Below are 25617 nucleotides of genomic sequence, written 5' to 3' on the forward strand. Positions count from 1 at the left end.
AATCTTCCTGCCGTGGCGTGGGCTGATCAGACGGCGGACGACAGATGCGCTATACACTGTTTCGACTCTGAGCAAAGGAATCGCCATGATCCACGACACCCTATGGCTGGACGCGAGTGACCGCAGTCGCCTCTTCGTCAATCAGTGGTTGCCGGCCACTCCGCTGAAGGCCGTGATCCTGCTGGCCCACGGCATGGCCGAGCACAGCGCGCGATACCAGCGGCTGGCAGAGCGGTTCTGCGCCGAAGGTTATGGCGTGTACGCCCCGGACCTGCGTGGACATGGCAGAACTGCCGATAACGGCACCCTCGGGCATTTCGCTGACGATGACGGCTGGTGCAAAGTCGTCGGTGATCTGGCCAGCCTCAATCAATACATAGGCCAACAGCACCCCGGCGTGCCGATCATTCTGCTCGGGCACAGCATGGGCAGCTACCTCGCCCAAGGCTATCTGTTGCACCACAGCGCCAGCCTGCACGGGGCGATTCTCAGTGGCTCGAACTTTCAACCGGTGGCGCTTTATGGCGCTGCGCGGCAGATCGCCCGCCTGGAAAAACTGCGCCAGGGTGGCAAGGGTCGCAGCGCGCTGATCGAGTGGTTGTCGTTCGGCTCGTTCAACAAAAAATTCAAACCGGTGCGTACGCCGTTTGACTGGCTAAGCCGCGATCCGGCCGAAGTCGACCAGTACGCTGCCGACCCGCTGTGCGGCTTTCGCTGCACCAATCAACTGTGGATCGACTTGCTCGGCGGCTTGCAGCAAATCAGCAAAGCGTCCACTCTCGCCCAGATAGCCCCGGGCCTGCCGCTGCTGGTGATTGGTGGTGAATGTGATCCGGTGAGCGAGGGCAAGCGTCTGACAGATCTGGCCAATGCCTTGCGCACCGCCGGCAGCCAGAACCTGCAACTGAAGATCTACCCGCAGGCGCGGCACGAATTGTTCAACGAAACCAATCGCGACGAAGTGATCACCGATGTGCTGGCCTGGATCGACCAGGCCCTGAGCCATCCGCGCCCTCAACGTAGCGAATAATTTTTTGTGGATTCATTTGATCCATCACAGGAATCAAGACCGATGACCCAGGTTACCAACATCCCTTACGAAGCCCTCGAAGTCGGCCAGACCGCCAGCTACAGCAAGACTGTCGAAGAGCGTGACATTCAGTTGTTCGCCGCGATGTCCGGCGACCACAACCCGGTGCACCTGGACGCCGAATTCGCCGCCGCCAGCATGTTCAAGGAACGCATCGCCCACGGCATGTTCAGCGGCGCGCTGATCAGTGCTGCGGTGGCTTGCGAACTGCCTGGGCCGGGCACTATTTATATCGGTCAGCAGATGAGTTTTCAGAAGCCGGTGAAGATTGGCGACACTCTGACGGTGCGTCTGGAAATTCTCGAGAAGCTGCCGAAATTTCGCGTGCGCATTGCCACTCGCGTGTTCAATCAGCGTGATGAGTTGGTGGTGGATGGCGAGGCGGAAATTCTGGCGCCACGCAAGCAGCAGACTGTGACGCTGCCGACGTTGCCGGCGATCAGCATTGGCTGATTGATAGCGCAAAAAAAAGTGGGAGCGAGCCTGCTCGCGAAAGGGTCGTGTCAGCAAAAACATCGTTGCATGACACACCGCATTCGCGAGCAGGCTCGCTCCCACAGTTTTTTTCAGTGACGCTTACGAGCGTGCGCGAGCCTGGTTACGCAGGGCTTTCACCTGATCGTGATTGCGCTGTACGCCGTGATACTGGCGTTCAACCAGGTCACGAATACCCACCAGGTTGTGCTTGTTGATTTTCTCCATGGCTTCACGATAAGCCTTCAGCGCATGGTCTTCACCGCGCTCGGCTTCGTTCAGTACAGCCTCTTCGTCCTTGCCGGTGAACATGGCTTTGACGTCTACCCAACGGCGGTGCAGGTCACCGCTGACGCTGGTGGAAGTTTCCGGATCGCCGCCGAGTTTACGCACTTCAGCTTGCAGTTCAGCAGCGGCAGTGGCGCAATCGGCAGAGCGGGACACAAACAGGGTTTTCAGTTCTGGATGCTTGATGTCTTCAGCGCAAGTCTTGAACCCTTCCTGACCGTCCTTGCTGGTTTCAATCAGGTCATTGAGTACAGAGATGGCTTCTTTATTCATGTCGGTCATTTTTCAATTCCTTGCGATCGGTGGAAGATGCAAGGGATATTGCAGTGAGCGTGCCAGCTTTTTATTTGTTAATAAATCGTTATTTATCAACAACTTAAATATAAAGGAACTATCTGTATCACGGTTATTTGCATGATCTGTCATTTGGCCTGCATGCAGAATGCCTGTATTTTCCAGTTTGAATTGAATCCAGACCGAAACTCGATGAATCCTGAAAAACTCGAACTGCTGATCACCCGCGAAATGCCCTTCGGCAAGTACAAGGGCCGGATCATTGCCGACCTGCCAGGCCCTTACCTGAACTGGTTCGCCCGCGAGGGATTTCCCCACGGTGAACTCGGTGGCTTGCTGGCATTGATGCAGGAAATCGACCACAACGGCTTGTCTGATCTGCTTGAACCGCTGCGCGCCAAACACGGCAAACCTGCTCCGCGCCACTGAAGCGCCCTCCTCTATAGAGTTCAGCCCGATCATGCCCGATAACACCCGCCGCGCCCGTGACGAAGCCTTCTGGCAGACGTTCACCGATCGTTACGACGTTCATCCCGGCCCAGTGAACCTGGAAAACGGTTACTTCGGCCGCATGTCGCGCACGGTGATCGAGGAGTACCAGCGCAACATCGAACTGATCAACAACAGCAACTCGGTGTATGTGCGCCAACGCTTCGAACAACACGACAACCTCGACATTCGCGCGCAACTGGCCGAACTGATCGGTGTGCGCGCGCAAAGCGTCGCCTTTACCCGCAACGCCACCGAAGGCCTGCAATCGCTGATCCGCAACTACAACCGCTTGCAGCCGGGCGACCAGGTGCTGATCTGCGATCTCGAATACGACACGGTAAAGGGCGCCATGCGCTGGCTGGCACGGCAGCGCGGCGTAGAGGTGATCGAGATCAGCCACACGCACCCGGCCAGTTTCGACAGCCTGCTGGAGACGTATCGCGAGACATTCATCCGCCATCCGAAACTCAAGTTGATGGCGCTGACCCATGTCACCCATCGCACCGGCCTGGTGATGCCGGTGCAGGCAATCGCAACACTGGCCAAGGAACACGGCGTGGACATCATCCTTGACGGCGCCCACGCCCTCGGCCAGATGGAGTTCAATCTCGAAGCGCTGGGCATTACCTTCGCCGGCTACAACCTGCACAAATGGATTGGTGCACCGCTGACTCTCGGCTTTCTCTATATCGCCCCGCAACGTCTGGCCGATATCGATCCGGACATGGGCGAGATGCACTATCCAGCCAATGACATCCGTGCGCGTACGTCTTACAGCACGCCGAACATTCCAGCGCTGATGACCTTGCCGCTGGTGTTCGAGGAGCACCGCTCCCTGGGCGGCGCCGCAGCCAAAGGTGCGCGGCTCAATTACCTGCGCAATCTGTGGGTCAGCGCCGTGCGGCACTTACCGGGCATCGACGTCATGACCCCGGACGATCCACGGTTGTATTGCGGGATCACGTCAATGCGTTTCACCCGCCACGACAATCAACAGGCGATGGCAGAACGTTTGCTCAACGACTACAACCTGTTCACCGTAGTGCGCAACGGTGCAGCGTGCGGCCCATGCATCCGCATCACGCCGGGACTGACGACCACAGCCGACGACATGCAGTTGCTGACCCGTGCGCTCAACGCACTGCGCTGAGCCGCTTATACGGTGTATTTGTCGAAATCCTCGGGTTTGATCTGCGACGACGCCGCAAAAGTATCGATGCCGATGGTGAGGTGGCCGAAGAACCCATCATCGTAAGAATCGCGACCAATGGGCCAAACAGTCAGTGTCGACGCTTCACCGTTCATGCTGGCATACAGGTCGTCCTCGGCGTTGTTGCGTGGCAACGAAGCGCGGCCGCGATAGGCTTTGGCATTGAGCACCGAGCGAGAGACGACCTCGGGAAAGTACAGCTGACCGACCCAGGCCACATTGCGCTCTTCCAGGTATTCGCTACCGGCCGCGATGCGCACCGCGACATGAACGTGCAGCGCACGACCGGCATAGAACCCCGGATAAATCGTGGTAAATCGCGCCTGCCCTCGATGGTCACAGAACTGACTGCCGCGCAGATAAGTATCATCGTCGGTGCGCGGGATCGAACCGATTGTTTCGGCATCGGCTTCCAGATCCGGATTGATCCGACTCCAACCCGAATAAGCGCCTCGCGCGTTGCAGTGCCAGATGTCCACCAGGGCGCCACTCACCGGCTCACCCGTCATGGCATCGACAATGGTCAGGCGCAGGACCAGCGGCAAGCCTTCGGCTCCTTCGCTGATGTTGCGACGCAACAGTTTTGGATTGCGAAAATACGGCCCGGGAATTTGCTCGGGGGCCAGTTGGTACACCAATTGCGTTGAGGGTGAAGCGGGATCTCGATCCATGACACGTGCTCTCTTCCATAAGAAGAGCGCAGATTAGCGGCGGGGAAAAGTCAGCGTGCGGTAACTATGTATCGAGCAATGTATCCGCAACTTTTTCAGGGCAAAAAAAAACGGTGCACCGACCAAGCGCACCGTAAAGCCGTAGAACACACAACGAAGTGTCGGATAAAAATCAGTCCAGCAGCGCCAACGCCTCGGCGGTGCATTCCTGAATGCGGGCCCAATCGCCGTTCTTGATCCACTCCGGATCCAGCATCCAGCTACCGCCCACGCACATGACGTTTTTCAGCGCCATGTAGCTTTTGATATTGGCCGGGCCAACGCCACCGGTCGGGCAGAATTTCACTTCGCCGAACGGGCCGCCGAGGGCCTTGATGGCCGCGACGCCGCCGCTGACTTCTGCCGGGAACAGCTTGAAGCGGCGATAACCCAGACCGTAGCCTTCCATGATGCCGGAGGCGTTGCTGATACCCGGCAACAGCGGAATCGGGCTGTCGACGCTGGCTTCGAGCAGGTCACGGGTGATGCCCGGGGTAACGATGAATTGCGAACCCGCCGCTTCGGCCGCTGCGAGCATGTTGCGATCGAGCACGGTGCCGGCACCGGTCATCAGTTCCGGACGCTGGTCGCGCAGGATCTGGATCGCCTTGAGGCCGAATTGCGAACGCAGAGTCACTTCCAGTGCAGTCAGGCCACCGGCGGCCAGAGCGTCGGCCAGTGGCAGCACGTCCTGTTCGCGAGCGATGGTGATCACCGGCAGGATCCGCGCCTTGGCACAGAGGCTGTCGATCAGGGCAACTTTGTCCGCCATGGAAACGGTCGGGGATGGGGTTGTCATAGCGGCTGTTCCTTGGCTCATGGGCACCAGTAAATCTCTAACGTGGGTTGCAGAAACGCGCGAACCGGCATGGCAGCGACGTCGTCGGACGCCAGCGCGGCATTCAGGGTGGTCAGTTTCGATTGACCGGAAATCGACAGAATCTTGTGCTTGGCCGAAGCCAGTAGCGCACGGCTCATGGTCAGGCGCTGACGCGGCACGCTCGGTGCCAGCATCGGCCAGCAACGGCGCGTGCCGTCGGCTTGCAGCGCTTCAGCGAGGTTCGGGCTGTCAGGGAACAGCGAAGCGGTGTGACCGTCGTCGCCCATGCCCAGCACCAGTACGTCAATCGCTGGCAGTTCCGCGAGCAAGCGGTCGGCGTTTTCCGCTGCCTGTTCCACATTCGCCGCAGCGCTGTAGAGGCTGAGGAACTGTGCCTTGGCTGCCGGACCTTTGAGCAGATACTGCTTGAGCAGACCGGCATTGCTGTCGGCGTGTTCGACCGGTACCCAGCGCTCATCGGCGAGGGTCACGACAACCTTCGACCAGTCCAGTTCCTGTTTGGCCAAGTGCTGGAAAAACGCCACCGGGCTGCGCCCGCCGGACACCACCAGCACTGCGTTGCCGCGTGCCGCAATGGCATCGCCGAGCTGCTTGGCAACGTTCAGCGCCAGACCTTCGGCCAACAGCACCGGGCTCTTGAATTCGTGAGCGTTCACGCCCGCAGGCAGTTTCACATCAGATATCGCCATACCACGACCTCCCGTCCCGCGTGATCAATGCAATGGAGCTCATCGGCCCCCACGACCCGGCCGCATACGGCTTGGGCGCGTCACCGGATTTTTTCCACCCGGCGATCAGCTGGTCACACCACTTCCACGCGGCTTCGATTTCATCTTTACGGACAAACAGGTTCTGATTGCCGTTCATCACTTCCAGCAACAACCGCTCGTAGGCATCGGGGATCCGCGCGCTACGCCAGGTGTCGGAGAAATTCAGTTGCAGTGGGCCGCTGCGCAGTTGCATGCCTTTGTCCAGGCCCTGCTCTTTGGTCATCACGCGCAAGGAAATGCCTTCGTCCGGTTGCAGGCGGATGATCAGTTTGTTGCTGATCTGCAGGCGCTGCTCGGGGGCGAAGATGTAGTGCGACGGTTCCTTGAAGTGGATGACGATCTGCGACAGTTTCTGCGGCATACGCTTGCCGGTCCGCAGGTAGAACGGCACACCGGCCCAACGCCAGTTGCGGATGTCGGCACGCAGGGCGACGAAGGTTTCGGTGTCGCTCTGGGTGTTGGAGTTCGGTTCTTCGAGGTAGCCCGGTACGGATTTGCCTTCGCTGTGGCCAGCGATGTATTGACCGCGCACCACTTGGGTGGTCAGACCTTCCGGGCTGATCGGCGCCAGGGCCTTGAGCACTTTTACTTTTTCGTCACGGATGCTGTCGGCGGACAGGTCAGCCGGCGGGTCCATGGCGATCAGGCAGAGCAGTTGCAGCAGGTGATTCTGAATCATGTCGCGCAGCTGGCCGGCCTTGTCGAAGTAGCCCCAACGGCCTTCGATGCCGACCTTCTCGGCCACGGTGATTTCCACGTGGGAGATGTAATTCTGGTTCCACTGGGTTTCGAACAGGCTGTTGGCGAAACGCAGGGCGATCAGGTTTTGAACGGTCTCTTTGCCCAGGTAGTGGTCGATACGGTAGGTGCGGTTCTCCGGGAAGAACTGCGCCACGGCATCATTCACTTTGCGCGAGGATTCGAGATCGGAGCCGATCGGTTTTTCCAGCACTACGCGGGTGTTTTCTGCCAGACCGACTTTCGCCAGGTTCTCGCAGATCGCGCCGTATACCGCCGCCGGAGTGGCGAAGTAAGCAATCATGCGTTGCGCACTGCCGGTCATTTCGGCCAGTGCGACGTAATCATCAGCCTTGAGGAAGTCGACGTGCAGGTAAGTCAGGCGAGCGAGAAAGCGCTCGGCAACGGCTTCGTTCAGTTCTTTGCCGACGTAGCGGCGCAGTTCGGCGGCGATGAACGCCATGTGCTCTTGCTCGGAACCCGCTTCACGGGCCAACGCGATGATGCGCGTGTCCTCGTGCAACAGGTCGGCGCCGTCAAGGTGATAAAGGGCAGGAAACAACTTGCGCAGGGCGAGATCGCCAAGAGCGCCGAACAAGGCAAAGGTGCACGGTTCAACCGTAATCGAAGGCATGATGTTTGTTCTTTTATCAAGTTAAGCTACAAATACCTTTTTTCAAGGCATCACTCAAGGGAAAATGTAGTAATAACCACAACATTTTCGCAAAATACAGATTCCGAGTGGTGGTCGGTCGGAGCCATCAGTAGGATAGGCCACCGTTACCGGCCATATCAAAGGCCCAATTTGCATAGCCCGGCGCACTTTGCGCAGGTGAATTAGGAATTCCATATGGACCGCGTGCGAAATTTACTGGAACAGATCCAGAGTCGCCTTGAAGACCTGAACAAGGCCGAACGCAAAGTCGCCGAAGTGATCCTGCTCAACCCGCAGCAGGCCACCCGCTTCAGCATCGCCGCCCTCGCCCAGGCAGCCTCGGTGAGCGAACCGACGGTCAACCGTTTCTGCCGTTCGTTCGGCGTCAGCGGCTACCCCGAACTCAAGCTGCAACTGGCCCAGAGCCTGGCCAGCGGCGCGGCGTATGTCAGCCGCGCGGTCGAGGCCGATGACAATCCCGAAGCCTACACACAGAAGATTTTCGGCAGCGCCATCGCTTCGCTCGACAGCGCCTGCCAGGCACTCGACCCGAACCTGATCAGCCGCGCCGTCGACCTGTTGATTCAGGCCCGACAGATCCACTTCTTCGGCCTCGGTGCGTCAGCTCCAGTGGCTCTCGACGCGCAGCACAAGTTCTTCCGTTTCAACCTGGCGGTGACGGCGCATGCCGATGTGCTGATGCAGCGAATGATTGCTTCGGTGGCACACACCGGCGAGTTGTTCGTGATCATTTCCTACACCGGCCGCACCCGTGAGCTGGTGGAAGTGGCGCGCATTGCTCGGGAGAACGGTGCTTCGGTGCTCGGCCTGACGGCGGAGAATTCGCCGTTGGCCAAGGCGAGTACCTTGAGCCTGAACATTCCGCTGCCGGAAGACACCGACATCTATATGCCGATGACTTCGCGGATCATTCAGTTGACGGTGCTGGATGTGCTGGCGACGGGGATGACGTTGCGTCGCGGGGTGGATTTCCAGCCGCATTTGCGCAAGATCAAAGAGAGCTTGAATGCGAGCCGGTATCCGGTGGGGGATGAGTTCAACTGATCCAAAATCTCGGCTGACTGATCCACCCTCTTCGCGAGCAGGCTCGCTCCCACATTTGGAATGCATTTCCCTGTGGGAGCGAGCCTGCTCGCGAAGAGGCCAGCCGATTCACCGCATGGCTTCGGATCAGGCCGCAGCCCACGCCTGCAAACTCAAATGCGCCTTCTCCCCCGGCGCCAGATGCAGGCTATCGGTCCCACCCGCCGCTGCCTCCACACAGACAAACTCCGTCACCTCATCCCAGCTCACGCCCAACAACGGCCGCGACCCGGGATGCCACACCACCGTATCGCCACTGTCGCCAGTATCAATGCACAACTCGCGCTGCCAGGCGTGATCCTTGAGCTGCAATTCGCCGTCATGCTGGAACACCCGCTGACAGCCGCCATCGACCCGCAACTCACCTTCCTGCTGGCAAGCCTGGCGGTTCAACTGGTCATAACCCTGCGCGCCCTCGAGGCCAGACAGCGCTATCTCACCAACATCGCCAATACGCCAGTAAGCGTGCAAAGCCTGGCTCAACTGGCAAGGCATGTCGTCCTGATGCTCGGTGCTCAGACGTAATTCCATGCGCTCACCGAGGTGAGCGTGCAGGTCGACCTGCCAGTCGCATAACTGCAATTGCCAGTGCAGTCGCACGCCATCCTCGGCGCTGCTGCTGTCGAGCAGTTTCCAGTCCAGCAATCGTGCCCAACCATGGGACGGCCAGGCATTTTCGCTCGGATGGCGGCCATACCACGGCCAGCAGACCGGCACACCACCACGAATGGCCCCAACATGCGGCCACTTCGCCGCACACCACAACCACGGTTTTTGCCCGCGCGGCTGAAAGTGCAGCAACTGCGCGCCCTGACGACTGAACACCGCCTGACACAGCGGATGATCGATCACCAACACGTCGCGCATCTGATAGCGCTCCCAGGCGAACACAGGTTGTTCACGCAGGGATTTGAAAAAGCGTTGTAGCGGATGCTCATGCATTGGCCACGATCCTGAAAATCATTGGGGTACTCAATTACCTTTGTGCCCAGTGAGAGTGAACACTGTGGCGAGGGGATTTATCCCCGATGGGGCGCGGAGCGGCCCTGAACCAATTGCATACGGTATGTCAGGGTGAAAACGGTTGCAGGTCTGGGGTCGCTTCGCAACCCATCGGGGATAAATCCCCTCGCCACAGGTATATCACCGGACGGCTATCGCAAAAAAAAGCGGACAGCCTTGGCTGTCCGCAAATATGCGCACATAGAGAGGAGCTTACCGCAGACGCGTTAGAACACGGTCTGAATTTTCAGACCCGCGACCAAAGCGTTGTCCACGGCATCCACACCGCCCGGATGGGTGATGTATTGCAGGTTAGGACGTACGGTCAGCCAGTTGGTGACATGGATGCCGTAGTTGAGCTCATAGTTGTACTCGGTTTCACGAATCGGCGAGAACACCGGATTGTCGTAGTCCGAAACACCGTTAGACACGTTGAGCAGCTCGGCGTTTTTCTTCACGTCATCGTTGACGTGGATACGCGCTGCGCCGATACCGATGTCATCCTTCGGACGAGCATCGAACGGGCCCTTGTAGACAAACATCACCGACTGGTAGTTGTCGATGAAGTTGGTGTCCTTGTCGTGGAACGTGGCGTTCGCCGCGATATTCAGACCGCGCGAGGCGTCACCGTTGTGGCTGGTGAGTTGCTGTTGCGCGACGAACCAGTAGCCGCTTTTGCTGCTGTGGGTCTTGTAGGCGTTGCCAGTAGTGGCAGCGTCGAAACCATTGATGTCTTCACGAACATCATCAGCATCCGCCGTGCTCTTGTAGTAACCGACGCGGTATTCGCCCGGCAGGCTGTTGACCTTCGGCGACCAGACCAGCTCGACCGGCAACACGGTGCCTTTGGTGCCGCTGCCGCTGAGTTTGAAGCCGTTGCCGTGTTCCAGCTGCGACGGGTTCTGGTTGTACGCGCCGATCTGCGCGTAGAGCTCGTCGTTGATGTTGTACTTCACGCGGATCGCGGCCTGGCTGACGGGCCAGTTGTACCAGATGTTGGTTGCCCAGTTACCCACTTGGGAGCCGCAAAACGCCAGGTTCTGGAATTCGCACGGGAAGGTGTTGAAGTCTTCGCCTTCACCGAAATAACCGGCCTTGACGTCGAGTTTGTTGTCGAAGAACTGGTGCTGAATCCACAACTGGGTCAGACGTACCATGTGGCCACGGCCGTAAACTTCCTGAGACGAACTCAAGGTACCGGCACGCGGATCGCCCACGCGGTCGTTGGAGATGTTTTGACCGTTACGGTTGGTCAGTTGGATCTTGGCCTGGGTGTTGTCCCAGCCCCACAGCTTTTGCAGATCAAGTGCCACGCCCAGACCGAACTGGTCGCTGTAGCGGCCGGTCTTGTCGTCGTTGTAGCCGCCGTTCAGGTTGGCGCCCATTTCACCGACGTAGTCCGCCTTGATGTCGATACCCTGCTCGATCAGCTTGGTCCGCTCGCCACCCCAGTCGCCGGTCATCCATTTCGAATCGGAACTGAAGGCATCCGCTGCCATCGCATTGCCGGCCAGCACCAATGCCGCCGCAGCTGACACTTGGCAGATCAACCGGGCATTGACGTGTTTCTTTTTCATCCCTACATCCTCGTCTTTATTGTTATTAACTGTTTTTATCTAACGCGGTTTACATAAAGTGCAGCATCGAACCCTGTGGCGAGGGGATTTATCCCCGATGTTCTGCGCAGCAGACCCGGCTTCTGGGGCCGCTTCGCGACCCATCGGGGATAAATCCCCTCACCACAAAAGTTTGCTCACACATGTTGATATTCAGCGGCCTTTGAACTGGGCAACGTTCGCAGACCGCGCATCGGTCTGCGGTTGGCCGGCAACACCCAACCGCTCGCCAGTCTTGGCATCGAACAACAAAACTTTCGACGGATCGAATTGCAGCGTCAGGCTCTCGCCCACCTGCGGTGCCACGTCCGGTGCCAGACGGCAGCAGACCTTGGTGTCGTTCAGGTTGACGAACACCAGAGTGTCCGGACCGGTCGGTTCAGTGACCTGCACTTCAGCGCGAATGCTCGGCAGGCCATTGCCCTCGCCGTTCGCCAGTACGATCTGTTCCGGGCGCAGGCCGAGGATCACTTCGCGATCTTCGAGACCGGCGTCCTGCATACCCATTGGCAACTCGCAACGCGCCTGGCCGCTGTCGAGCAGCGCCAGCAGACGACCGTCCTTGCGTTGCAGCCGCAACGGGATGAAGTTCATCGGCGGCGAACCAATGAAACTCGCCACGAACAGGTTGGCCGGGTCGTTGTAGATCTCTTTTGGCGTACCGAACTGCTGAATGATGCCGTCCTTCATCACCGCCACTTTGTCGCCCAGGGTCATCGCTTCGATCTGGTCGTGGGTCACGTAGACCGTGGTGGTTTTCAGGCGCTGGTGCATCAGTTTCATTTCGGTGCGCATCTCGACGCGCAGCTTGGCGTCGAGGTTGGACAGCGGTTCGTCGAACAGATAGATCTTCGGCCGACGCGCCAACGCACGGCCCATTGCCACACGCTGTTGCTGACCACCGGAGAGCTGGCCCGGCTTGCGGTTGAGCAGGTGTTCGATCTGCAACAGCTTGGCCACGCGGGCGACTTCTTCGTCGATCGCCGACTGCGGCATCTTGCGAATCTTCAGACCGAACTCGATGTTCTCGCGCACGCTCATGGTCGGGTACAGCGCGTAGGACTGGAACACCATGGCGATGTCGCGATCCTTGGGGCTCATGCCGCTGACGTCCTGGTCGCCGATCATGATCGCGCCGCCGGTGATGGTTTCCAGGCCGGCGATGCAGTTCATCAGGGTCGACTTGCCGCAGCCCGACGGGCCGACGAGGATCAGGAACTCACCGTCCTTGATCGACAGTTCGATGTTCTTCAGGGTGTCCGGCAGGCCGGCACCATAGGTCTTGTTTACGTTGCGAAGTTCGAGCGTAGCCATGATTACCCCTTGACTGCGCCGGCCGTCAGCCCGCGCACGAAATACTTGCCTGCGACCACATAGACCAGCAGGGTCGGCAGGCCGGCGATCATCGCCGCTGCCATGTCCACGTTGTATTCCTTGGCGCCGGTGCTGGTGTTGACCAGGTTGTTCAGCGCCACCGTAATCGGCTGCGAATCACCGCTGGAGAACACCACACCGAACAGGAAGTCGTTCCAGATCTGAGTGAACTGCCAGATCAGGCAGACCATGATGATCGGCGTCGACATCGGCAGAATGATCCGCCGGAAAATGGTGAAGAAACCCGCGCCATCCAGACGTGCGGCTTTCACCAGCGCATCGGGAATGCTCACGTAGTAGTTACGGAAGAACAGCGTGGTGAACGCCAGACCGTAAACCACATGGATAAACACCAGGCCGGTGGTGGTGCTGGCCAGACCCATCTTGCCGAGGGTGAACGAGGCTGGCAGCAGCACGGTCTGGAACGGCAGGAAGCAGCCGAACAACAACAGACCGAAGAACAGTTGCGAGCCACGGAAGCGCCACATCGACAACACGTAACCGTTCAACGCACCGATGGCGGTGGAGATGATTACGGCAGGGACGGTGATCTTGATCGAGTTCCAGAAGTAGCCATCAACCGTTGCCCAGGCCTTGACCCAGCCGATGCCGCTGACCACGGTCGGCCAGCTCAGCAGGTTGCCGGTGCTGATGTCTTCCGGGGTCTTGAAGCTGGTCAGCAACATGACCACCAGCGGCACCAGATAAAGGAACACGGCGAAGATCAGCACCGCGTAAATCGCGATGCGACTCAGGCTGATCGCAGGTTTGGCAGCGAGACTAGTCATTGCGCTTGGTCCTCAGCTCGGAATACAGGTAAGGCACGATGATCGCGAGAATCGCACCGAGCATCAGAATCGCACTGGCCGAGCCCATGCCCATCTGGCCGCGACTGAACGTGAACGAGTACATGAACATCGCCGGCAAATCAGAGGAATAACCCGGGCCACCGGCAGTCATCGCGGCAACCAGGTCGAAGCTCTTGATCGCGATGTGCGCCAGAATCATTACCGCACTGAAGAACACCGGACGCAGACTTGGCAGCACCACTTTCCAGTAGATCGTCGGCATGCTCGCGCCGTCGATCTGCGCGGCACGGATGATCGACTGATCAACCCCACGCAGGCCGGCGAGGAACATCGCCATGATGAAGCCCGAGGCTTGCCAGACAGCGGCGATCACCAGGCAATAGACCACGCGATCGGGGTCGATCAGCCAGTCGAGACGGAAGCCTTCCCAGCCCCAGTCACGCAACAATTTGTCCAGGCCCATGCCCGGGTTGAGCAGCCATTTCCACGCGGTACCGGTGACGATCATCGAGAGCGCCATCGGGTACAGGTAAATGGTGCGGATGAAACCTTCGCGGCGGATACGCTGGTCGAGAAACACCGCCAGCAATACGCCGATCACCAGGGTGATGCCGATGAACATCCCGCCGAACAGGGCGAGGTTCTTGCTCGCGACCCACCAGCGATCGTTGTCGAACAGCCGCTGATACTGCGCCAGGCCGGCCCACTTGTAGTTGGGCAGGAACGTCGAAGTGGTGAACGACAGAATGAACGTCCACAGGATGTAGCCATAGAAGCCCACCAGCACGATGAACATGCTCGGCGCCAGCACCAGTTTTGGCAGCCAGCGTTGCAATGCATCGAACGGCGAGGCCTTGCTGAACACAGCAACAGAACTCATGGGGGAATCCAGTACGAGAGAAAAGGACTACTTGGGCAACTCGCCCCCTTGTAGGGGTGAGCCTGCTCGCGATTGCGGTGTGTCAGTTGATGAATCTGTTACCTGACAAACTGCTATCGCGAGCAGGCTCACTCCTACAGGGGCCAAGCATTACTTGGCCGACTGAATCGCCGCGCCGAGTTTCTTGGCCGCATCGGCCGGGTCGGCTTTCGGGTCGTTGATGTAGTTGGTCACTACGTCAAAGAACGCGCCCTGCACCGCCAGCGTGGTCGCCATGTTATGCGCCATGCTCGGTTGCAAACCGCCGGACTTGGCATCTGCCAGGAAGTCCTTGGCAGCCGTCTGCGCGCAGGAGTCGAAACCGAGTTTCTCCATGTCGTTCAACATGTCGATACGAACCGGGATCGAGCCTTTGTTGATGCTGAAGACCTTCTGGAAGTTTTCACCCAGCACGACTTTGGCAATGTCCTTCTGACCCGCGGCTGTACCGGCGTCTTTCTGCTTGAACACAGCGAGGGAGTCGATGTTGTAGGTGAACGCCTTGTCGGTGCCCGGAAAAGCTACGCACTGGTAATCCTTGCCGGCGATTTTCTTCGCGGCAGTCCATTCGGACTTGGCCCAGTCACCCATGATCTGCATGCCGGCCTTGCCGTTGATGACTTTGGCCGCCTCCAGGTTCCAGTCCTGACCTTTGCCGTCAGCGTCCATGTAGGTCGCGACTTTCTTCAGCTCGGTCAGGGCCTTGACCATTTCCGGGCCGGTCAGCGCTTTGTTGTCCAGATCGACCAGGGCTTTCTTGTAGCCATCAACACCCATGACCGACAGCACAACGGCTTCGAACACGGTGCTGTCCTGCCAAGGCTGACCGCCGTGGGCCAACGGAATGAATCCCGCAGCCTTGAGCTTGTCGCCAGCGGCGTAGAATTCTTCGAGGGTGGTTGGCGCTTTTTCGATGCCGGCTTTCTTGAAGACTTCCGGGTTGATCCACAGCCAGTTCACGCGGTGAATGTTCACCGGCACGGCCACGTAATCACCTTCGTACTTCACGGTGTCGGAGACTTTCTTGTCGAGCAGGCTGTCCCACTTCTCTGCTTTGGCGACGTCTTTCAGAACGTCGGTGTCGAGCAGACCGGTCGACGCCCATTCCTGGATGTCCGGGCCTTTGATCTGGGCAACGCCCGGTGGGTTGCCTGCAACGGCACGGCTTTTCAGCACGGTCATGGCAGTTGCACCGCCACCACCGGCGACAGCACCGTCTTTCCAGGTGAAACCGTCTTTTTCGACTTGAGCCTTGAGCACATCAACGGCAGCTTTTTCGCCACCGGACGTCCACCAGTGCACGACTTCGACCGAACCTTTGGATTCGGCAGCGGAAACACTGAGAGGCAGAATTGCGAGCGGGAACAGGGAGGCGACAGAAATGACAGTAGCGAGGCGAGAAATCGCATTCATCTGAGATGTACCTTTCTTGTTGTTATGCATTGCAAGTCTGGTGCTTGCGCTGCACAGGAGTTTAAACAGGACGTTTGCCTTCGCAGGTAACGAAGGGACGCGCGAATGTCACCACATGGTTACACAGGAACGGCCCGGGATAATTGCGCCAGAGCCGTTGCCATACTGGGTGACAAGGGTAGGCGCGGAATCAGCACCGCTTGCCAGGCGTGATAGAGATCGGGCTTGCCCGGCCAGATATCGGCACTTTGGCGGTTTTGCGGATCGAGTTCGTGGTGCCAACTGCCATCGCAGCGGTCGATGAAATTCATTTCGCAAAACTCCCAGAACAGCCGGTACCAGGTTTCGTATTGCTGATCGCCAGTACGCTTGAGCAACGCGCTGGCAGCGGCGCTGGCTTCGGCGTGAGTCCAGTGCAAGCGATGGCGGACCACGGCTTTGTTGTCCCAGTCGAGGGTGTAGACAATGCCAGGCGCGCCGTCGACGTCCCAGCCATGACGGCAGTTGTTGTCGAAAAGCTTTTGCGCGTCGGTCGCCAGCCAACCCGGCGTAAGCATGCCGGCCTGGACCCGCGCGGCTTCGAGGTGCAGCAACAGCCGCGCCCACTCGAAACCGTGGCCCGGCGTGGTGCCGTAAGGGCGGAAACCGTCGGAGGGATTGTCCTGGTTGTATTCACGCAGTGGCTGCCAGTTGCGATCGAAGTGTTCGATGACCAGGTAATCATTGGCGGCGGCGTGACCGTGGATCACCCGCTCGACGATGCGTTGCGCGCGTATCAGCCAGCGCGGGTCTTCAGTGACATCGGCCAGCGCGAGGAAGGCTTCGGTGGCGTGCATGTTGCTGTTGGCGCCGCGATAGGCTTCTTCTTCGCTCCAGTCGCGGTTGAAGAATTCGCGCATGGCGCCCTCTTCTTCGCTCCAGAAATACGTGTCGATGATGTCGATCGCGTCATCCAGCAAAGCCTGGGCGCCGGGACGTTGCGCGACAACGGCAGAACTCGCCGCCAGTGCAACGAACGCGTGCAGATAGGCGTTCTTGCCGGTGTTGTCGTCGCGATGTTCGGCCACCGCAAACCAGCCACCGTGCAAGGCATCCCGCAACGGCCCGCGCAGGGCGGCGATACCGTGATCGATCAGCTCGGCAAACCCCGGCAGGCCCTGAATATGGGCCATGGCGAAGCTGTGGGTCATGCGCGCGGTGTTCATGGTTTCGGCCTGCGCGCTCGCTGGCAACTGGCCGCGTTCGTCGAGGTTGCCGAAGCCTTGAGGCAGTTTTGAAGCCTTGGCGAAATCCAGCAGACGCAGGCCTTCGGCGGCGAGCCATTGCTGGTGGGCAGGGGCGTTCAGCCAACTGCTGAAGCCTGGGTTGAAGAGATCCATGGGTGGCCTTTTTTGTTGTTATGACTGCGGGGAGTCTAAACAACGGGCCGGGATGGGCTTGTAACGAAGGGGACGGGTTTTGTCACGAGTCAGTGACATTTAAAAGCAAAGCCTTTTGATTTTCAGTCCATCGAACGGGGTAGTTGCAACGTGACCCGTAAACCACCCTCGCGCAAATTCTGCAACGTCACCTCACCGCCATGGCTATGAGCAATGTTGCGCGCAATCCCGAGGCCTAGCCCATACCCCTGCTGTTGCCCCGCCAACCTGAAGTGCGGTTCAAACACCTGCTCCAACCGCTGCTCCGGCACGCCCGGCCCTTCATCGTCGACATGCAGAACAAACGCACTCTCATCGTCATCGATGTGCAGATGTGCGTTCTGCCCGTACTTCAAGGCGTTGTCGATCAGGTTGCCGATGCAACGCTTCAACGCCAAAGGCTTGCCCGAATACGCCGCCAGTGCCCGCCCGTGCTGAGTCACGCGGCCATTGCCGTTCGGCGCCAGATAAGGCTCCACCAGACAATCGAGCACATGGTTGAGGTCAACCGGTTCGATGTTCTCGTGGATGTCAGTGTCTTTCACGCATTGCAGCGCGCCTTTGACCAGCAACTCCAGTTCGTCCAGATCGCGGCCGAACTTGGCTTGCAGTTGTTCGTCTTCCAGCAGTTCGACGCGCAGGCGCAATCGAGTGATCGGCGTGCGCAGGTCATGGGAAATCGCGCTGAACAACTGGCTGCGCTCGGTCAGGTAACGGCTGATGCGCTCGCGCATGGTGTTGAACGCACGGCCCACTTCGACCACTTCACTGCCGCCGCCCTCGGCCACCGGCTCGACGTCGGCCCCCAGCGACAGATCCCGCGCCGCCCGCGCCAGACGCTTGAGCGGTCGGCTCTGCCAATGCACCAGCAAGCCGATAAACAGCAGCAGAAAACCGCTGGTGAGGACGATAAACCACACCTGCTGCGACGGCAGGCCCTGCTCTTCAAGGCTGGTGTAGGGCTCGGGCAACAGCGAGGCGATGTACAGCCATTCGCCCGGCGCCATCTGAATCTGCGTGACCAGCACCGGTGGATTCACCGGCTCAAGAGTGAGCGCATAGTGCGCCCAGGAACGCGGCAGCTCATCGAGCTTCAGGCCGGCGTTGAAGATCCGCAGGTCCTCCGGACTGACGAAGGTCACCGAGATATCAGTGTCATGGCCCAGGGATTGACGCAGCACTTCGTCGACCGCTTTCATCACTGCCGCTTTGCGCGGTGTGACCGGCAGCACGTCCATGCCCAACGGTTTGTCGTTGAGGGTCACGACAAATCGGGTGCCGCCCATGCTGCGCAACTGATCGAGTACCAGCGGCCGATACGCTACCGGCAGCGAACGAAAGTAACTGACGCTGGCGGTCATCGAATGGGCGAGGCTGCGGGCGCTGGTGACCAGCCCTTCGAGCTGGGTGGCGCGCAGTTGCGAAACCCAGATCACGCTCGACAAGGTTTGCGCGAACAACACCGCCAGCAAGGTCAGCAGCAACATCCGCCCTAGCAGCGAACGTGGCACCGGTACTTTGGCGGCGAGTTTGCGCAGCGACTCAGTGACCATTGCCGGCAACCACGTTGGCTGCCAGTTGGTAGCCGCTGCCGCGCACGGTACGGATCAGCCGTGGCGGTTTTTCCGTGTCGCGCAGGCGTTGGCGCAAGCGGCTGACGGCCATGTCGACGATGCGATCCAGCGGCATCAGATCACGGCCACGGGTGGCGTTGCCGATGGTATCGCGGTCGAGGATTTCCTGCGGGTGGTCGAGAAACAGTTTCAGCAGGGCGAAGTCGGCGCCGGAGAGAATCACTTCCTCGCCGTCGGTGTGGAACAGCCGATGGCTGACCATGTCCAGCCGCCATTCATCGAACGCCAGCACATCGCTGCCGCTGCGTTCCTGACCGAATTGCGCACGGCGCAGCAGCGCTTTGATGCGCGCTTGCAGTTCGCGGGGGCTGAAGGGTTTGCCGAGGTAGTCGTCGGCGCCGAGTTCCAGACCGATCACCCGGTCGGCTTCGTCGGAACTGGCGGTGAGCATGATGATCGGCACCTGCGCCTGACGCGGATGCTGACGCACCCAACGGCAGAGGCTGAAGCCGTCTTCGTCGGGGAGCATGACATCGAGGATCACCAGATCGCTTGGCGCCTCGTTAAGCGCCTGACGGAAACTGGCGCCATCGGCTGTGGCCCGCACCTGAAACCCGGCGCGGGTCAGGTAGGTTTCCAGCAACTCGCGTATTTCCTGGTCGTCATCGACCAACAATATCGACTTGTTGACTGAGCTCACTTCGAAGGCATCCTTGTTGTTGGAATTGGGGCGGATTATGCCTTAAGCATCGAACTTACAAACACCACAGAACCAATGTGGGAGCAAAACCTGTGGTGAGGGGATTTATCCCCGATGGGTCGCGCAGCGTCCCCAAAAAGCTGGGCCTGCTGCGCAGGCCATCGGGGATAAATCCCCTCACCACAGATGAATGCCCTCACCACAAAGGGTCACACCTACAATTTGATTGCATTTCAGGTCGGGATGGATTGATCCAGCGCCACACCAGCACCCACAAGACCGGAATACGGCGCCGTCACCAGCCACACTGGAATGCCCTTGAAGTAATCACTCATGCAGCCCTTGTCGGCGAAGCTGCGGGCGAAACCGCTCTCAAGGAAGAAATCGGCAAAGCGCGGAATCACGCCACCGACGATGTACACCCCACCTCGCCCGCCGGTGGTCAGCACGTTGTTGCCGGCCACTCGCCCGAGCCAGCAGCAGAACTGCTCCAGCACTTCCAGGGCAATCGGATCACCGGCCAGACCCGCAGCGGTGATCGATTCCGGCGTATCCAGTGTCGGCTCATGGCCATCCACTGCGCAGATCGCCCGGTAAACCCGCGGCAAGCCGCCGCCGCTCAACGCGGTTTCCGCGCTGACATGGCCGATCTCGTTATGGATGTGCTGCCAGAGCTGGGTTTCACGCGGGCTGCTCAACGGCAGATCGACATGACCGCCCTCGCCCGGCAACGCGGCAAAGCGGCCTTCACCCAAGTCGAGCAAAGTACCGACGCCAAGGCCAGTGCCCGGCCCAATCACCACCGCCGGACGCAACGGCTCCGGCGTGCCCTCGCAGACCACGCGAAACTCATCGGGCTGCAAACGGGTCATCCCCAGCGCCATCGCCGAGAAGTCGTTGACCAGCAACAACTGCTCGACCTGCAAGGTTTCGCAGAATGCCTTGCGGCTCAGGCGCCAGTGGTTGTTGGTGAACTTGAATTCATCGCCGCTGACGGGGCCAGCCACTGACAGGCACACCGAACCGATCGAGCCTGGCGCCAGACCGAGCCCGCTCAGATAGAGGCTGATCGCCTCCTCCGGGCTGGCGTGGTCGGCCGTGGCCAGCACTTGAATCGATTCGAGTTGCTGATTTTTCCACAACGCAAACCGCGCGTTGGTGCCTCCGATGTCACCGACCAAAGCCAGTTTCAATTAAGCGTCTCCAGGGCAGAAGTGAAGGCGCTGGCGCCCTGCTCCGCCGAGCTGAAGGCCAAACGCATGAAGCCGAACAGTTCGCGACCGCTGCCAATGTTATTGCCCAACAGGCCTTTGGCAGGTTCGCGCGCGGCAAATTCTTCGGCGTCCACTTTGAGTTCCAAAGTGCCTTTGACGCCATCGACGCGGATGATATCGCCCTCTTGCACGCGCGCCAAAGCGCCACCGACATAAGCTTCAGGACTGACGTGGATCGCCGCCGGGATTTTCCCCGACGCGCCGGACATGCGCCCGTCGGTCACCAGCGCGACTTTGAAGCCGCGATCCTGCAGCACGCCGAGGAACGGCGTCATCTTGTGCAACTCCGGCATGCCGTTGGAGCGCGGACCCTGGAAGCGCATCACGGCGACGAAATCCTTCTCCAGCAAACCGGCTTTGAACGCATCGGCCAGATCCTGCTGATCCTGGAACACCATGGCCGGCGCTTCGACGATCTGGTTTTCCAGCGCCACGGCGGACACCTTCATCACACCGCGACCGAGGTTGCCTTCCATCACCCGCAAGCCACCCTCCGCCGAGAATGCGCGAGCGACTGGACGCAGGATGTTTTCGTCGAGGCTGTCGATCGGGCCTTCGCGCCACACCAGTTGACCGTTATCGAGGAACGGCTCTTTGGTGTATTGGCTCAAGCCGTGGCCGAGCACGGTGTTGACGTCTTCGTGCAGCAGGCCCGCCGCGAGCAGTTCGCGGATCAGGAACGACATGCCGCCAGCGGCCTGGAAGTGGTTGATGTCGGCTTTGCCGTTCGGGTAGACGTGGCTCAGGGTCGGCACGACTTCAGAGAGGTCGGCCATGTCCTGCCAGGTCAGTTGAATGCCTGCGGCCATGGCGATGGCCGGCATGTGCAGGGTGTGGTTGGTCGAACCGCCGGTGGCGTGCAGCGCAACAATCGAGTTGACCAGCGACTTCTCGTCGACGATTTCGCCGATCGGCATGAAGTTGCCGTTCTGTTTGGTCAGTCGCGTGACTTGATGTGCGGCTTCGCGGGTCAAGGCATCACGCAGCGGCGTGTTCGGATTGACGAAGGATGCGCCAGGCAAGTGCAGGCCCATGACTTCCATCAGCAACTGGTTGGTGTTGGCGGTGCCGTAGAAGGTGCAGGTGCCCGGGCTGTGGTAGGACTTCATCTCCGATTCCAGCAGCTCTTCGCGGGTCGCCTTGCCTTCGGCGTACTTCTGCCGCACGTCGGCTTTTTCCTTGTTGGAAATACCGGAGACCATCGGCCCGCCTGGGACGAAAATCGTCGGCAGATGACCAAAACGCAGGGAGCCCATCATCAGGCCCGGCACGATCTTGTCGCAGATGCCGAGCATCAGCGCGCCGTCGAACATGTTGTGGGAAAGCGCCACCGCCGTGGACATGGCGATCACTTCGCGGCTCGGCAGGCTCAGTTCCATGCCCGGCTCGCCTTGGGTCACGCCGTCGCACATCGCCGGAGTGCCGCCGGCAAACTGACCGACCGAGCCGATTTCGCGCAGGGCGTTTTTGATTTGTTCAGGAAAGACTTCGTACGGCTGATGCGCCGAGAGCATGTCGTTATAGGAAGAAACAATGGCGATGTTCGCCGAATTCATCATCCGCAGGCTGTGCTTGTCTTCGCTGCCACACCCGGCCACGCCGTGGGCGAAGTTGGCGCATTGCAGCTTGCCGCGCATCGGGCCGTCAGTGGCGGCGCCGCGAATCAGTGCAAGGTAAGCCTGACGCGTAGCGCGGCTGCGGGCGATAAGCCGTTCGGTGACCTCAAGAACGCGGGGATGCATGTGTAGAACTCCAGGCTAACGGATGTGGCGACCTGATTGTCTATGCTGATCAAACGCCGTTGTTGTTGGAATGACAGACGGCTTTTTTGACCATTCGGACCAGTTGATTCAGGTCACTCGTTGTAGATAAAACAAAATATTGCCACTAAAAAGGCTTGTTTTCTATTTTTATGCGAATAATCTTGTAATTCCAACAACAAAACGACGGCGGCGCTGTTTCATGACTCTTCGAATCGCAATCAATGGTTTTGGCCGCATCGGCCGTAATGTCCTGCGCGCACTGTATACCCAAGGCTATCGACAGGATTTGCAGATTGTCGCCATCAACGATCTGGGCGACAGCTCGATCAACGCGCATCTGCTTAAATACGACACCGTTCACGGCACTTTCGATGCACAGGTCGAGCATGACAACGAGAGCCTGACTGTCAACGGCGACCGCATTGCGGTCAGCGCTATTCGTAACCCAGCCGAACTGCCATGGGCTGCCGAAAAGATTGATGTGGTATTCGAATGCACCGGTCTGTTTACCGACCGTGCCAAAGCCGCCGCGCATATTACTGCCGGCGCACGCAAAGTGATCATCTCGGCCCCGGCCAAAGGTGCCGACGCCACCGTGGTTTACGGTGTTAACCACGACATTCTGCGCCAGTCGCACCAGATCATCTCCAACGCTTCGTGCACCACCAACTGCCTGGCGCCTGTGGCGCAAGTGCTGCACCGCGAACTGGGGATCGAAAGCGGTCTGATGACCACCATCCACGCCTACACCAACGACCAGAACCTGACCGACGTCTATCACACCGACCCGTACCGCGCGCGTTCGGCCACGCAAAACATGATCCCGAGCAAGACCGGCGCCGCTGAAGCGGTGGGTCTGGTGCTGCCGGAACTGGCAGGCAAACTGACCGGCATGGCCGTGCGGGTGCCGGTGATCAATGTGTCGCTGGTGGATCTGACCGTTCAACTGAAGAAAGAAGCCACTGCCGAGGAAGTGAATGCCCTGCTCAAAGCAGCGAGCCAGCATTCGAAAATTTTGGGTTACAACACGTTGCCGCTGGTCTCCAGTGACTTCAACCACAACCCGCTGTCGTCGATCTTCGACGCCAACCACACCAAATCCAGTGGCAAACTACTGAAAGTGCTGGCTTGGTATGACAACGAGTGGGGGTTCTCCAACCGCATGCTGGATAACTGCCTGGCGCTGTGCAACGCCGAGTAATCCAAAGAATCCCCTAACCCTGAGGGAGCGAGCCTGCTCGCGAATACGATGTGTCATTCAACATTTATGTTGGCAGATACACCGCTTTCGCGAGCAGGCTCGCTCCCACAGGTTTCAATTTCAATTTGAAATCAAGGCTTGACCACACGGGCAGATGATAAGCATTATCATTCGCTTGAAATCGATCAGGTCACCCCGTGAGTCAATCACACTTCAACCACGTCTTCCTCACCCAGCGCATTTCGCTGCTGCGTACGCTGGAACGGATGGTCAACAATCACAGCACCGCTGAAGACCTGTTGCAGGAAACCTACCTGCGCGTGACGCGGGCGCTGAGCGAGCGGGCCATCGATCATCTCGAACCCTTTGTCTTCCAGACCGCACGCAATCTGGCGCTGGATCATTTGCGTGCGCGCAAGATCCATTCGCGCACCATGGTCGATGACGTGCCGCAGGACGTGGTGCACAGCGTCGCCGCCCCCGCCAGCAGCGCCGAAGACGCCGCCCACGCCGAACAATTGCTGGAGCGCCTGAACGTGAGCCTCAGTGAACTCAGCCCGCGTCAGCAGCAGATTTTCATCCTCAGCCGTTTGCACGGGCACAGCTACCAGGAAATCGCCGACGAATTGAATGTCTCGCTCAGCACCGTGCAGAAAGAACTGAAACTGATCATGACCATTTGCATAGGCGTCGCCGAGCGCTTGAATGGCGACTGAGACTGTAGGCTCTTTCTGTAAGTGCCAGGTTCGACTGCACTGATCATCGGGCTTTGTTACCCTTGCCCGACTTTTACGCTTCACTAAAAAAAACAGCCGTGCGCAGACACTGCCGAGGAATCACCGTGACGGACACCCACCGCTCGCCTTCGCCCGAATCGGCGCAGGATGCTGCACTTGCAATGGACCAGGCACTGGACTGGCTCATCGTACTCGGCAGTCCGAATGAAGAGCAGACCCGGCAGTTTCACGCGTGGCTGTCGGCTGATCCGTTGAATGCCGAGGCGTTTGCCAAGGCACAGGCGATCTGGGATGGCCCGCAAATCGCCCAATGCGCGCAAACCCTGGCTTTGCGACCTGCGAAAGTTACCGTCCTCAAGCGTCTGCGTCCGCACTGGAAACCGCTGGCCACCGCTGCGGTGCTGATGCTCGGGTTGTTCAGCTTCAGTAATTTGCCGATGCGCTTGCAGGCCGATCACCTGACCGTGGTCGGCGAACGCCAGCGCCTGCAACTGGAGGACGGCTCGAAAGTCCTGCTCAATACCAATTCGGCGTTTTCCAGCACCATCAACGATCAGCAGCGCTTCGCACGGCTGTATCAGGGCGAAGCGTTTTTCGAGGTGGCGGCCAATCGCAACCAGCCGCTGGAAATCGATGCCGGCCCGGTCAAAGCCAGCGTGCATGACACTGCATTTGCCGTGCGTTATCTGGACGGCGTTGCGCAGGTCAATGTGCAGCGCGGCGATGTCGATTTGCGCGCCACCCATAACGATGCCCGGGTGCGTCTCTCCGCCGGGGAAAGCATCCGCATCGGCCCCAACGGTTTCGACCGCCCGGCCAAGCTCGACGCAAATACCGATCTGGCCTGGGTACAAGGTCGACTGGTGTTCGAGAACTGCCCGCTGAATCAGGTGCTGGCCGAGCTGCGCCGCTACTATCCGGGTTGGATCATCAACACCAACGAGCAGTTGGCCGACGTCAACGTCACGGGTAACTACCGCCTCGATCAACCCCTCGACGTGGTGCGCTCCCTCGCTCACATCACCTCGGCGCGGCTGCAGGAATTCCCCGCGCTGGTGATCCTGAACTAAATGAGAATTATTTTTACTCGATAGCCGAAGCACGTACGTCTAGTTATAGCCAATGCAATTGATTCGCATCTTCGGACGCTA

The 25617-nt window shown here is 59.3% G+C and carries 24 protein-coding genes; 8 read left to right on the top strand and 16 right to left on the bottom strand.

Annotation, left to right across the window (positions count from 1 at the left end):
- Window positions 1-85 precede the first annotated feature (85 nt).
- Window positions 86-1030, top strand: coding sequence for an alpha/beta hydrolase (locus ACA069_RS21795; protein ID WP_489878899.1), 945 nt, complete (start codon window positions 86-88; stop codon window positions 1028-1030).
- 42 nt (window positions 1031-1072) lie between these two features.
- Entirely contained in the window at window positions 1073-1543 is a 471-nt protein-coding gene (locus ACA069_RS21800; protein WP_003227420.1) for a MaoC family dehydratase, read from the top strand.
- A 123-nt stretch (window positions 1544-1666) separates the two neighbouring features.
- Here the strand turns inward: ACA069_RS21800 and ACA069_RS21805 are convergent, their stop codons facing one another.
- Window positions 1667-2134, bottom strand: coding sequence for a ferritin-like domain-containing protein (locus tag ACA069_RS21805; RefSeq protein WP_401267951.1), 468 nt, complete (start codon window positions 2132-2134; stop codon window positions 1667-1669).
- Window positions 2135-2338: 204 nt separating this feature from the next.
- Between ACA069_RS21805 and ACA069_RS21810 the strand changes: the two genes are divergently transcribed.
- Together ACA069_RS21810 and ACA069_RS21815 are read left to right on the top strand one after the other, a co-directional pair.
- Window positions 2339-2575 (top strand): DUF3820 family protein, encoded by a 237-nt coding sequence (locus ACA069_RS21810; protein ID WP_003227425.1) that lies wholly within the window; start codon window positions 2339-2341, stop codon window positions 2573-2575.
- Window positions 2576-2606: 31 nt separating this feature from the next.
- A complete protein-coding gene (locus ACA069_RS21815) occupies window positions 2607-3788 on the top strand; it encodes an aminotransferase class V-fold PLP-dependent enzyme (protein WP_489878897.1) in 1182 nt (393 codons plus the stop codon).
- Between the two features lie 5 nt (window positions 3789-3793).
- Here the strand turns inward: ACA069_RS21815 and ACA069_RS21820 are convergent, their stop codons facing one another.
- The 4 genes from ACA069_RS21820 to zwf all read right to left on the bottom strand — a co-directional run bounded on the left by ACA069_RS21820 (window position 3794) and on the right by zwf (window position 7541).
- Window positions 3794-4519, bottom strand: a complete 726-nt coding sequence (locus tag ACA069_RS21820) for an intradiol ring-cleavage dioxygenase (protein WP_497615196.1) — start codon at window positions 4517-4519, stop codon at window positions 3794-3796.
- 172 nt (window positions 4520-4691) lie between these two features.
- Window positions 4692-5357, bottom strand: a complete 666-nt coding sequence (locus ACA069_RS21825) for a bifunctional 4-hydroxy-2-oxoglutarate aldolase/2-dehydro-3-deoxy-phosphogluconate aldolase (RefSeq protein WP_008082815.1) — start codon at window positions 5355-5357, stop codon at window positions 4692-4694.
- A 17-nt stretch (window positions 5358-5374) separates the two neighbouring features.
- Window positions 5375-6088, bottom strand: a complete 714-nt coding sequence (gene pgl, locus ACA069_RS21830; protein ID WP_401267943.1) for a 6-phosphogluconolactonase — start codon at window positions 6086-6088, stop codon at window positions 5375-5377.
- Window positions 6075-7541, bottom strand: a complete 1467-nt coding sequence (gene zwf, locus ACA069_RS21835; RefSeq protein WP_497615197.1) for a glucose-6-phosphate dehydrogenase — start codon at window positions 7539-7541, stop codon at window positions 6075-6077. The genes pgl and zwf overlap by 14 nt, the downstream gene beginning before the upstream one ends.
- A gap of 225 nt (window positions 7542-7766) precedes the next feature.
- On the opposite strand from zwf, the gene ACA069_RS21840 reads away from it, so the two are divergent.
- Complete coding sequence (locus tag ACA069_RS21840) at window positions 7767-8627, top strand: MurR/RpiR family transcriptional regulator (RefSeq protein WP_171057240.1); 861 nt, start codon at window positions 7767-7769, stop codon at window positions 8625-8627.
- A gap of 126 nt (window positions 8628-8753) precedes the next feature.
- Here the strand turns inward: ACA069_RS21840 and ACA069_RS21845 are convergent, their stop codons facing one another.
- The 11 genes from ACA069_RS21845 to edd form a co-directional block, all read right to left on the bottom strand.
- On the bottom strand, window positions 8754-9608 hold the full coding sequence (locus tag ACA069_RS21845) for a D-hexose-6-phosphate mutarotase (protein WP_305439395.1): 855 nt from the start codon (window positions 9606-9608) through the stop codon (window positions 8754-8756).
- 287 nt (window positions 9609-9895) lie between these two features.
- Window positions 9896-11245 (bottom strand): carbohydrate porin, encoded by a 1350-nt coding sequence (locus ACA069_RS21850; RefSeq protein WP_489878894.1) that lies wholly within the window; start codon window positions 11243-11245, stop codon window positions 9896-9898.
- Between the two features lie 192 nt (window positions 11246-11437).
- On the bottom strand, window positions 11438-12598 hold the full coding sequence (locus tag ACA069_RS21855) for an ABC transporter ATP-binding protein (RefSeq protein ID WP_489878893.1): 1161 nt from the start codon (window positions 12596-12598) through the stop codon (window positions 11438-11440).
- Between the two features lie 2 nt (window positions 12599-12600).
- Window positions 12601-13446, bottom strand: coding sequence for a carbohydrate ABC transporter permease (locus ACA069_RS21860; RefSeq protein WP_187679737.1), 846 nt, complete (start codon window positions 13444-13446; stop codon window positions 12601-12603).
- Window positions 13439-14347: a carbohydrate ABC transporter permease gene (locus ACA069_RS21865; protein WP_187679738.1), complete on the bottom strand. Its 909-nt coding sequence runs from the start codon at window positions 14345-14347 to the stop codon at window positions 13439-13441. Before ACA069_RS21865 ends, ACA069_RS21860 begins: the two co-directional genes overlap by 8 nt.
- 150 nt (window positions 14348-14497) lie before the next feature.
- Entirely contained in the window at window positions 14498-15799 is a 1302-nt protein-coding gene (locus ACA069_RS21870; RefSeq protein WP_497615198.1) for an ABC transporter substrate-binding protein, read from the bottom strand.
- A 119-nt stretch (window positions 15800-15918) separates the two neighbouring features.
- On the bottom strand, window positions 15919-17178 hold the full coding sequence (locus ACA069_RS21875; protein ID WP_497615199.1) for a D-mannose isomerase: 1260 nt from the start codon (window positions 17176-17178) through the stop codon (window positions 15919-15921).
- Window positions 17179-17300: 122 nt separating this feature from the next.
- Window positions 17301-18770 (bottom strand): ATP-binding protein, encoded by a 1470-nt coding sequence (locus ACA069_RS21880; protein ID WP_187679741.1) that lies wholly within the window; start codon window positions 18768-18770, stop codon window positions 17301-17303.
- Window positions 18760-19491 carry a response regulator gene (locus ACA069_RS21885; protein WP_003227460.1) on the bottom strand — a complete coding sequence of 244 codons (732 nt, stop codon included), beginning with the start codon at window positions 19489-19491 and terminating at the stop codon, window positions 18760-18762. Before ACA069_RS21885 ends, ACA069_RS21880 begins: the two co-directional genes overlap by 11 nt.
- A 233-nt stretch (window positions 19492-19724) precedes the next feature.
- Window positions 19725-20684 carry a glucokinase gene (locus ACA069_RS21890; RefSeq protein ID WP_401271141.1) on the bottom strand — a complete coding sequence of 320 codons (960 nt, stop codon included), beginning with the start codon at window positions 20682-20684 and terminating at the stop codon, window positions 19725-19727.
- Window positions 20681-22507, bottom strand: a complete 1827-nt coding sequence (gene edd / locus ACA069_RS21895; protein ID WP_187679743.1) for a phosphogluconate dehydratase — start codon at window positions 22505-22507, stop codon at window positions 20681-20683. The genes ACA069_RS21890 and edd overlap by 4 nt, the downstream gene beginning before the upstream one ends.
- Before the next feature lie 220 nt (window positions 22508-22727).
- Here edd and gap point away from each other — a divergent pair, with 220 nt between their 5' ends.
- The 3 genes from gap (at window position 22728) to ACA069_RS21910 (ending at window position 25536) form a co-directional block, all read left to right on the top strand.
- Entirely contained in the window at window positions 22728-23729 is a 1002-nt protein-coding gene (gene gap / locus ACA069_RS21900; protein ID WP_187679744.1) for a type I glyceraldehyde-3-phosphate dehydrogenase, read from the top strand.
- A gap of 197 nt (window positions 23730-23926) precedes the next feature.
- Window positions 23927-24445: an RNA polymerase sigma factor gene (locus ACA069_RS21905; protein ID WP_497615200.1), complete on the top strand. Its 519-nt coding sequence runs from the start codon at window positions 23927-23929 to the stop codon at window positions 24443-24445.
- A gap of 125 nt (window positions 24446-24570) precedes the next feature.
- On the top strand, window positions 24571-25536 hold the full coding sequence (locus ACA069_RS21910; protein ID WP_497615201.1) for a FecR family protein: 966 nt from the start codon (window positions 24571-24573) through the stop codon (window positions 25534-25536).
- Window positions 25537-25617 lie beyond the last annotated feature (81 nt).

Source organism: Pseudomonas sp. LBUM1652, from assembly GCF_059716105.1.

Excerpts from the sequence above, each read along its gene's own strand:
- ACA069_RS21820 (WP_497615196.1), bottom strand. The coding sequence starts at position 4,519 with ATGGATCGAGATCCCGCTTCACCCTCAACGCAATTGGTGTACCAACTG.
- ACA069_RS21815 (WP_489878897.1), top strand. The coding sequence starts at position 2,607 with ATGCCCGATAACACCCGCCGCGCCCGTGACGAAGCCTTCTGGCAGACG.
- ACA069_RS21860 (WP_187679737.1), bottom strand. The coding sequence starts at position 13,446 with ATGACTAGTCTCGCTGCCAAACCTGCGATCAGCCTGAGTCGCATCGCG.
- edd (WP_187679743.1), bottom strand. The coding sequence starts at position 22,507 with ATGCATCCCCGCGTTCTTGAGGTCACCGAACGGCTTATCGCCCGCAGC.
- ACA069_RS21870 (WP_497615198.1), bottom strand. The coding sequence starts at position 15,799 with ATGAATGCGATTTCTCGCCTCGCTACTGTCATTTCTGTCGCCTCCCTG.
- ACA069_RS21880 (WP_187679741.1), bottom strand. The coding sequence starts at position 18,770 with ATGGTCACTGAGTCGCTGCGCAAACTCGCCGCCAAAGTACCGGTGCCA.
- ACA069_RS21865 (WP_187679738.1), bottom strand. The coding sequence starts at position 14,347 with ATGAGTTCTGTTGCTGTGTTCAGCAAGGCCTCGCCGTTCGATGCATTG.
- zwf (WP_497615197.1), bottom strand. The coding sequence starts at position 7,541 with ATGCCTTCGATTACGGTTGAACCGTGCACCTTTGCCTTGTTCGGCGCT.
- ACA069_RS21825 (WP_008082815.1), bottom strand. The coding sequence starts at position 5,357 with ATGACAACCCCATCCCCGACCGTTTCCATGGCGGACAAAGTTGCCCTG.
- ACA069_RS21810 (WP_003227425.1), top strand. The coding sequence starts at position 2,339 with ATGAATCCTGAAAAACTCGAACTGCTGATCACCCGCGAAATGCCCTTC.
- ACA069_RS21855 (WP_489878893.1), bottom strand. The coding sequence starts at position 12,598 with ATGGCTACGCTCGAACTTCGCAACGTAAACAAGACCTATGGTGCCGGC.
- pgl (WP_401267943.1), bottom strand. The coding sequence starts at position 6,088 with ATGGCGATATCTGATGTGAAACTGCCTGCGGGCGTGAACGCTCACGAA.
- ACA069_RS21795 (WP_489878899.1), top strand. The coding sequence starts at position 86 with ATGATCCACGACACCCTATGGCTGGACGCGAGTGACCGCAGTCGCCTC.
- ACA069_RS21850 (WP_489878894.1), bottom strand. The coding sequence starts at position 11,245 with ATGAAAAAGAAACACGTCAATGCCCGGTTGATCTGCCAAGTGTCAGCT.
- ACA069_RS21875 (WP_497615199.1), bottom strand. The coding sequence starts at position 17,178 with ATGGATCTCTTCAACCCAGGCTTCAGCAGTTGGCTGAACGCCCCTGCC.
- gap (WP_187679744.1), top strand. The coding sequence starts at position 22,728 with ATGACTCTTCGAATCGCAATCAATGGTTTTGGCCGCATCGGCCGTAAT.
- ACA069_RS21845 (WP_305439395.1), bottom strand. The coding sequence starts at position 9,608 with ATGCATGAGCATCCGCTACAACGCTTTTTCAAATCCCTGCGTGAACAA.
- ACA069_RS21800 (WP_003227420.1), top strand. The coding sequence starts at position 1,073 with ATGACCCAGGTTACCAACATCCCTTACGAAGCCCTCGAAGTCGGCCAG.
- ACA069_RS21805 (WP_401267951.1), bottom strand. The coding sequence starts at position 2,134 with ATGACCGACATGAATAAAGAAGCCATCTCTGTACTCAATGACCTGATT.